6 protein-coding genes are annotated in these 6,701 nt (G+C 71.8%); 3 read left to right on the plus strand and 3 right to left on the minus strand.

Annotated features, from left to right (window positions below):
• From ACIRDX_RS19060 to ACIRDX_RS19070, 3 genes are all read right to left on the minus strand, one after another.
• On the minus strand, window positions 1–392 hold a 392-nt coding region (locus ACIRDX_RS19060; protein ID WP_396627024.1), incomplete at its 3' end, for a response regulator.
• Window positions 389–1,615 (minus strand): HDOD domain-containing protein, encoded by a 1,227-nt coding sequence (locus ACIRDX_RS19065; protein WP_396627025.1) that lies wholly within the window; start codon window positions 1,613–1,615, stop codon window positions 389–391. The genes ACIRDX_RS19060 and ACIRDX_RS19065, both read right to left, overlap by 4 nt.
• A 3-nt stretch (window positions 1,616–1,618) precedes the next feature.
• A complete protein-coding gene (locus tag ACIRDX_RS19070; protein ID WP_396627026.1) occupies window positions 1,619–2,296 on the minus strand; it encodes a hypothetical protein in 678 nt (225 codons plus the stop codon).
• Between the two features lie 166 nt (window positions 2,297–2,462).
• Here ACIRDX_RS19070 and hemN point away from each other — a divergent pair, with 166 nt between their 5' ends.
• From hemN to hemG, 3 genes are read left to right on the plus strand one after another with little or no spacing between them, the layout of a single operon-like run.
• Window positions 2,463–3,917, plus strand: a complete 1,455-nt coding sequence (gene hemN / locus ACIRDX_RS19075) for an oxygen-independent coproporphyrinogen III oxidase (RefSeq protein ID WP_396627027.1) — start codon at window positions 2,463–2,465, stop codon at window positions 3,915–3,917.
• 4 nt (window positions 3,918–3,921) lie between these two features.
• Complete coding sequence (hemH, locus tag ACIRDX_RS19080; RefSeq protein WP_396627028.1) at window positions 3,922–4,971, plus strand: ferrochelatase; 1,050 nt, start codon at window positions 3,922–3,924, stop codon at window positions 4,969–4,971.
• Entirely contained in the window at window positions 4,968–6,407 is a 1,440-nt protein-coding gene (hemG, locus tag ACIRDX_RS19085) for a protoporphyrinogen oxidase (RefSeq protein ID WP_396627029.1), read from the plus strand. Before hemH ends, hemG begins: the two co-directional genes overlap by 4 nt.
• Window positions 6,408–6,701 lie beyond the last annotated feature (294 nt).

The raw sequence follows: 6,701 nt of genomic DNA on the forward strand, positions 1-6,701 counted from the left end.
GTGGCGTGATACTTCGCCACGGCAGCCTCGATGCAGGCCCACAGCGCTGCCGTGGCGCAGGGCTTCAGGAGGACGCGGAAGATCTCGGCCTCGTTGACCGCCGCGACGAGTTCCCGGAGGTCGGCCTTGCCCGTGAACAGGATGCGGACCGAGCGCGGCGCGAGCGTCCGGATGCGCATGAGCAGGTCGAGGCCGTTCATCCCCGGCATGTGGAAGTCGGTGAAGATGGCGGCGAACTCCGGGCCGGCCTTCACCAGCGCCAGCGCCTCGTCGGCCGTCGCGGCGACCGACACGTCCAGCTGCGCCTTCAACTGCCGGTGGTAGGCCGTACGCACGAGGCGGTCGTCGTCGACCAGCAGGATGCGCGGGCGGGCTGGCGAGGCGGCGCTCATGCGTCGAGCTCCAGGAGGTGGGCCCAGGTGGCCGGATCCACCGGGCAGCCGATGGCGGCCAGGTAGTCGCGATCGAGTTCGTCCGAGGCGTCGGCCTCGCAGGCGTGTTCGAGCCGATTGGCCAGGTGCACGAGGCCCAGGGCCACCGAACCGGCGGCGTCGCCATGCCTCGGATCGTGATGGAAGGCGACGGCCTCCACGATGGCATCGGGCAGGCCCCACAGGGCGAGGAGGTGCCCGCCCACCCAATCGTGCGGCGCGCCGATCAGCAGCGTCTCGGCCACGCGCAGCGGCACCTCGCCGGACTCGGCGAGGTCCTGCACCTGGCGGTACTTGTCGGGGAAGTTGATGGCGAGCACCAGCTTGCCGACGTCGTGCAGCAGGCCAGCGGCCCGCGCGGCGCCGGTCGCCTCGTGACCGCGGCGGAAGTGATGCCCGAGTGCCGCGGCGCGGCGGGCCGTGCGCAGGCCGTGCGCGAACAACCGGGAGAGGCCCAGGCGCTCGAGTGTGTGCGCATCGGCCTGCGACAGCCATTGCTGCTGGACGAGGATGGCGCCCACCGTCTCGAGTCCGAGCAGCGTGACCGCCAGTGACGCATCGTTCACCTGCTGGCGGAGACCGAGCAGGGGGCTGTTGACCACGTGGAGCACTTCCATGGTCGAGGCCGGGTCCTGCTCGACCAGCGCGCCGACGCGCGCCACCGAGGGATCAGGGCCGCGCAGTTCCGCGAGGAGTTGCTGCAGGACCTGCGGCACGCTCGGCAGCACCTCGAGCCCCACCACGAGCGCCTGCAGGGTGTGGTCGCGCAACAGGCCACGCACGCGCAGCGCCAGGCGCAGGGCCTGGGCGACGGCGGCGGGACCGGCGTCGCGAGGCAGGCAGGTGTGTGCGTGCCTGAGGGCGTCCACCGATCGCGACGGCGCGTCGGCGAGCGACAGGGCCACCCGCAACACCTCGGGGTGGTGGGCCTGCGCGTGTGCGAGCACCGTCGCCGGATCCCCGGGCGCCACTTCGCAGACCACCGCGTCGAGCTCGTGCGTCTCGAGGCCGTACAGCGCCTCGTCCACGCTGCCGACCACCGACACGTGCCACCCGGGCACCAGGGCCAGTTCGCGCCGCAGGGCGTCGCGTCGCGACGGCGTGGGTACCTGCAGGAGGACATGTGGCCGCGCGGTTCCCGGTGCGCGTGGAGGGGAGCCATCGCGGGCAGCGCCGCCAGCCATCGGTCAGGCCTCCGCCACGGGGAGGGACAGGCCGTGGCGATGCCCGGCGGCCGTGACCGCGAGTTCGACGGTGTCGTGCTGTACGGCGGCATCGACGAGGATGCGACTGGCCTCGACCGCCATCCCGCCCTCCCGCTCGGCCAGGCGGCGCGCGGCGTCGAGCATCGCGCGGGCGAACGCCACGCCGAGCGCGCGCGGGTTGGCACGGACGCGCGGCAGATCCGGCGGCAGCACGGTGTCGACCTCGGCGATGTACTTCCACGCGTTGCGCGTCAACTGCGTCACCGAGGGCACCAGGTCGACCAGATCGACCGCCTCCTCGACGCTCCCGGCCTGCGCGAACTCCGCGATGGCCCGCACCATGGCCGACGCGCGCTGCGCGGCATCCACGGAGTCGGCCAGCGCCGACTGCAGTTCGTCGAGCGGGTAGCTCTCCGAGAGCGTGGCCAGCGCGCCGGTGACGGCCGCGATGGCTGGCGCCGCGCCCTCGGGGTCGAGGGCCGCGGCCTCGCGCCACACCGGGTCGAGGCCGGCGAGGCCATCCTGCAGGTATCGAAGGTTGTGGATGAGCGCCTGCAGCGGAGAGGCGACCTCATGCGCGAGACCCGCGGCCAGCAAGCCGAGCGTCTCGAGGCGATCGCCGTCGGTCAGGTCGGCCGGGGTGCGGGGCGACGTCTCCACCTTCGAGTTATCGGCCGCGTCCGCCCCACCTCCACCGCGATGCCGGCGACGCGGGGAACCTCGCGACACTGCGGAGAATCCCCCGTCGCCGGCTGACGGCCGGCCGCGATTTCTGCCGGATTCCCGGCATGCGACGCGTGGCCCGTGCCTTGCAATCCACCGCGCCGTGCCAGGCCTGATCCCGCACGCCGTCTCCTCCCCACCGACGCCGGGTCTGCCTCCTGTCTCCGGTGAACCCGATGGACAGGCCGTCACCCTCGACCTCCTCCGTCGGTACGATCGTCCCGGGCCCCGGTACACGTCGTATCCGACGGCGGTCGAGTTCCACGAGGGCTTCGGTGCCGACACCTATGCCGCGCACCTCGCGCGCGCGGCTGCCGTGCCGGACGCGCCACTCTCGCTGTACCTGCACTTGCCGTTCTGCGAGTCCCGATGCGCCTTCTGCGGCTGCTCGGTGATCGTCACCAAGAAGCGGCACGTGGCGGAGCAGTACCTCGGGTACCTCGTGCGCGAGATCGCGATGGTCGCCGCCGCCCTGCGCGGGCGTCGTCGCGTGGTGCAGTACCACTGGGGCGGCGGCACGCCCAGCTACCTGTCGCCGGCGCAGATGCAGCGGCTCCACGAGGCCGTCCGCGCGCACTTCGACCTCGACCCCACCGGGGAGCTCGCGCTCGAGGTCGACCCGCGCGTCACGTCGTTCGAGCAGCTCGAGACCCTGCGCACCCTCGGCTTCAATCGCCTGTCGCTCGGCGTGCAGGACTTCGACGCCGACGTCCAGCAGGCGGTCAATCGCCTCCAGAGCGTGGAGGCGACCGGCGCGCTCGTCGAGCACGCCCGCGCGCTCGGCTTCGGCTCGATCAACGTCGACCTGATCTACGGACTGCCGCGCCAGGCGCTCGACTCGTTCGCCCGCACCATCGACACGGTGATCGCCCTGCGGCCCGACCGGGTGGCAGCGTATTCGTTCGCGCACGTGCCGTGGATCCGCGCCCACCAGAAGCTGCTCAAGGTCGAGGAGCTGCCATCGGCCGATCGCAAGTTGCAGCTCTTCGTCGAGGCGCGTGCCCGCTTCCTCGCCGCCGGCTACGCGCCCATCGGCATGGATCACTTCGCGCTGCCGGGCGACGAACTGGCGCTGGCCGCGGCGGCCGGCACGCTGCATCGCAACTTCATGGGCTACACCACGCGCCCGGCGCCCGACATGATCGGCCTCGGCGTGTCGGCCATCGGCGACGTGGCCGGCGCCTTCGCGCAGAACACGAAGAAGCTGAGCACGTACTACGCGGCGCTCGACGCCGGGCGCTTCCCGGTGGAGCGCGGCTATGCCCTCGACGCCGACGATCGGCTCCGTCGCCACGTCGTGACGCAGCTGATGTGCAACCTCCAGCTCGACACCCGCGAGGTCGAGCGCCGCTTCGACGTCGACTTCGGCGACTACTTCGCCCGTGAGCAGGCGGAACTGGCCGAGGGGCCGATCGCCCACGGCTTCCTGCGCGACGACGGGGGGCTGCTGCGCGTGACCCCGCGCGGGCGCCTCTTCGTGCGCAACGTCTGCATGATCTTCGACCGGCACCTGCGCGAGAAGCGCGCCGCCACGCCGGTCTTCTCCAGGACCGTCTAACGGCATGTCCGCACTCCTCGACGCCCCAGGCTCCACCAGCGTTCCCGTCGTCCCGCACCCCTGCGATGCCCCGCCCATCGGCGTGCTGCTCTTCAACATGGGTGGGCCAGGCACGCTCGCCGACGTCGAGCCCTTCCTCGTCAACCTCTTCTCGGATCGCGACATCATCGAGCTGCCCATGGGCGCGCTCCTGCAGCCGATCGTGGCGCGCATCATCGCCAAGGCGCGCGGCAACGGTGTCCGCCGCAACTACGCATCCATCGGCGGCGGCTCGCCGCAACTCCGGCTGACGCGTGCCCAGGCCGAGGCGCTCAACGCCCGGCTCGACCGCGACGGCGGCCGTCGGCACGTCGTCGAGGTGGCGATGCGGTACTGGCAGCCGGGCACTGATCAGGCCCTCCAGCGCCTCGCTGACGCGGGCGTCTCGCGCCTGGTCACCCTCACGCTGTACCCGCACTACTCGCGCGCCACCACCGGGTCCTCGCGCAAGGAGTTCGACCGCGTGCTGGCCCAGCCGCAGTGGCGCGACCGCTTCGAGGTCAGCCACGTGGAGGCGTATCCCGACCACCCGCATTACCTCGACGCGATGGCCGACACGGTCCGCCAGGCGCTGGCGGGCTTTGGCGACGAGCGGCGCGACGGCGTGACGATCCTGTTCAGTGCCCATGGGCTGCCGCAGAAGTTCATCGACGAAGGCGACCCGTACGTCGAGCACACGCACCGCACCGTTGCCGGCATCCTCGAGCGCCTGCAGGTGCCCAATCCGCACGTCATCGGATTCCAGTCGCGCACCGGCCCGGTCACCTGGATCGGCCCCGGCACCGAGGACGTGCTCCGGGAACTGGCGGGGCAGGGCGTCCGCGACGTGCTGATGGTGCCCGTGTCGTTCGTGAGCGACCACATCGAGACCCTGTACGAGGTGGATCAGCTGTTCCGCGACGACGCCATGAGGGCCGGGATCGTCGACTATCGGCGGAGTGAGGCCCTCAACACGCACCCGTTGTTCATCGAGGCGCTCGCCGACCTTGTGAGCCGGCAGCTGGTCGTGGCGTGAGTCCCGCGGCGGTGGCCCGTCACTCGTCGCGAATCGCCATCGTCGGCGGGGGCATCTCGGGCCTGGCGATCGCACACGCGCTGCGCGCCCAGGGCGCCGAGGCTCGCGGCGTGGAGGTGGTCGTGCTGGAGCGCGGCGACCGCCCGGGCGGCAACATCCGCACCGAGGTGATCGACGGCTTCACGTGCGAATGGGGCCCGAACGGCTTCCTCGACAACGCACCGGCGACACTCGCGCTGGTGGATGAGCTCGGGTTGCGCCCGCGGCTGCAGCCGAGCGACAACCGCGCCCGTCGGCGCTTCATCTGGCGCGGCGGACGGCTGCATCCCCTTCCTGGCGGCCCCGTCGACTTCCTGACGAGCGGCCTGCTCTCCTGGTCAGGCAAGGCCCGCCTCGCGATGGAGCCGTTCGCCGCGCGGCGGCCCGAGGGCGACGAGACCATTCACGCCTTCGCCAGCCGTCGCATCGGGCGCGAAGCCGCCGACGTGCTGATCGACTCGATGGTGTCTGGCGTGTTCGGCGGCGATGCGCGGGCGCTGTCGCTGCGCGCTTGTTTCCCGAAGATGTGGCACCTCGAGACGGACCACGGCGGGTTGTTCCGCGCCATGCTCGCACGGCGACGACAGCATCCCCGTCGCAACGGCGAGGCCATGGGCGCACCGCTCGGCAGGCTGACGTCGTTCGTGGGTGGGTCGGAGGACCTCGTGCGCGCCCTTGTCGCGCGGCTCGGGCCGGTCATCCGCACGGGTGTGGCCGTGACGGGCGTCGAGCGTGTGCCCGACGGGTACGCGCTGGCGATCGAGGGCGACGCGCCGCTGCACGCCGATGCGGTGGTGATGGCCAGCGGCTCGGCGACGACCGCGCGCATGGTGCGTGGGCTGGATCCGGCGCTGGCCCACACGCTCGAGGCCATCCCGACCGCCACGATGGTCGTCGTGTGCCTGGGCTTCCCGGCGGATCGGCTGCCGACGCCGCTCGATGGGTTCGGATACCTCGTGCCCCGCGGCGAGGGCCTGCGCACGCTGGGCGTGCTGTGGGACTCGTCGGTGTACCCCGGTCGTGCTCCGCGCGGGCACGTGCTGATGCGCGTGATGCTGGGCGGCGCCACCGATCCGTCGGCCATCGGCCTCGACGATGAGGCGTTGCTCGCCCTTGTCCGCAGCGATCTCCGCCGCGTCATGGGGATCGACGCGGCGCCCACCTTCGTGAAGGTCTTCCGGCACGCGCTGGGCATTCCCCAGTACACCGTGGGGCACCTCGACAGGCTGGCGGCGGCCGATGCGAGGCTCGCGCAGTCGCCTGGCCTGTTCCTGGCCGGCAACGCCTACCGCGGCGTGGCGATCAACTCCTGTATCGCCGAGGCCGCGCGTGTCGCCTCGCAGGCGCTGGATGCAAGTCTCAGGGCCCAGGTCTCAGGGCTCACGGCTCGGGCCTGAGGGCGCAGGGCTCATACACGGGCTCAGGGCTCACGGCTCACGGCTCGGCTCAGGGCTCAGGGCTCAGGGCTCAAGGCTCAGAGAGCATTCTTCACTGCCGACTGCCGACTGCCGACTGCCGACCGCCGTCTGCGTGTCCGACTGGAATTCCCGACGCCCGTCCTGAGGAACGAGCTCCCAGCTCCCAGCCCCGAGCCCCGTCACTGCCGACTGCCGACCGCCGACTGCTGAATCACGACTGCCGTTCCTGAGGCACGAGCTCCGAGCCCCCAGCCCCGTCACTGCCGACTGCCG

Origin of the sequence: Luteitalea sp., assembly GCF_044337415.1 — a bacterium.
In the GTDB taxonomy this organism is placed as follows: domain Bacteria; phylum Acidobacteriota; class Vicinamibacteria; order Vicinamibacterales; family Vicinamibacteraceae; genus Luteitalea.

Excerpts from the sequence above, each read along its gene's own strand:
- hemH (WP_396627028.1), top strand. The coding sequence starts at position 3,922 with ATGTCCGCACTCCTCGACGCCCCAGGCTCCACCAGCGTTCCCGTCGTC.
- ACIRDX_RS19065 (WP_396627025.1), bottom strand. The coding sequence starts at position 1,615 with ATGGCTGGCGGCGCTGCCCGCGATGGCTCCCCTCCACGCGCACCGGGA.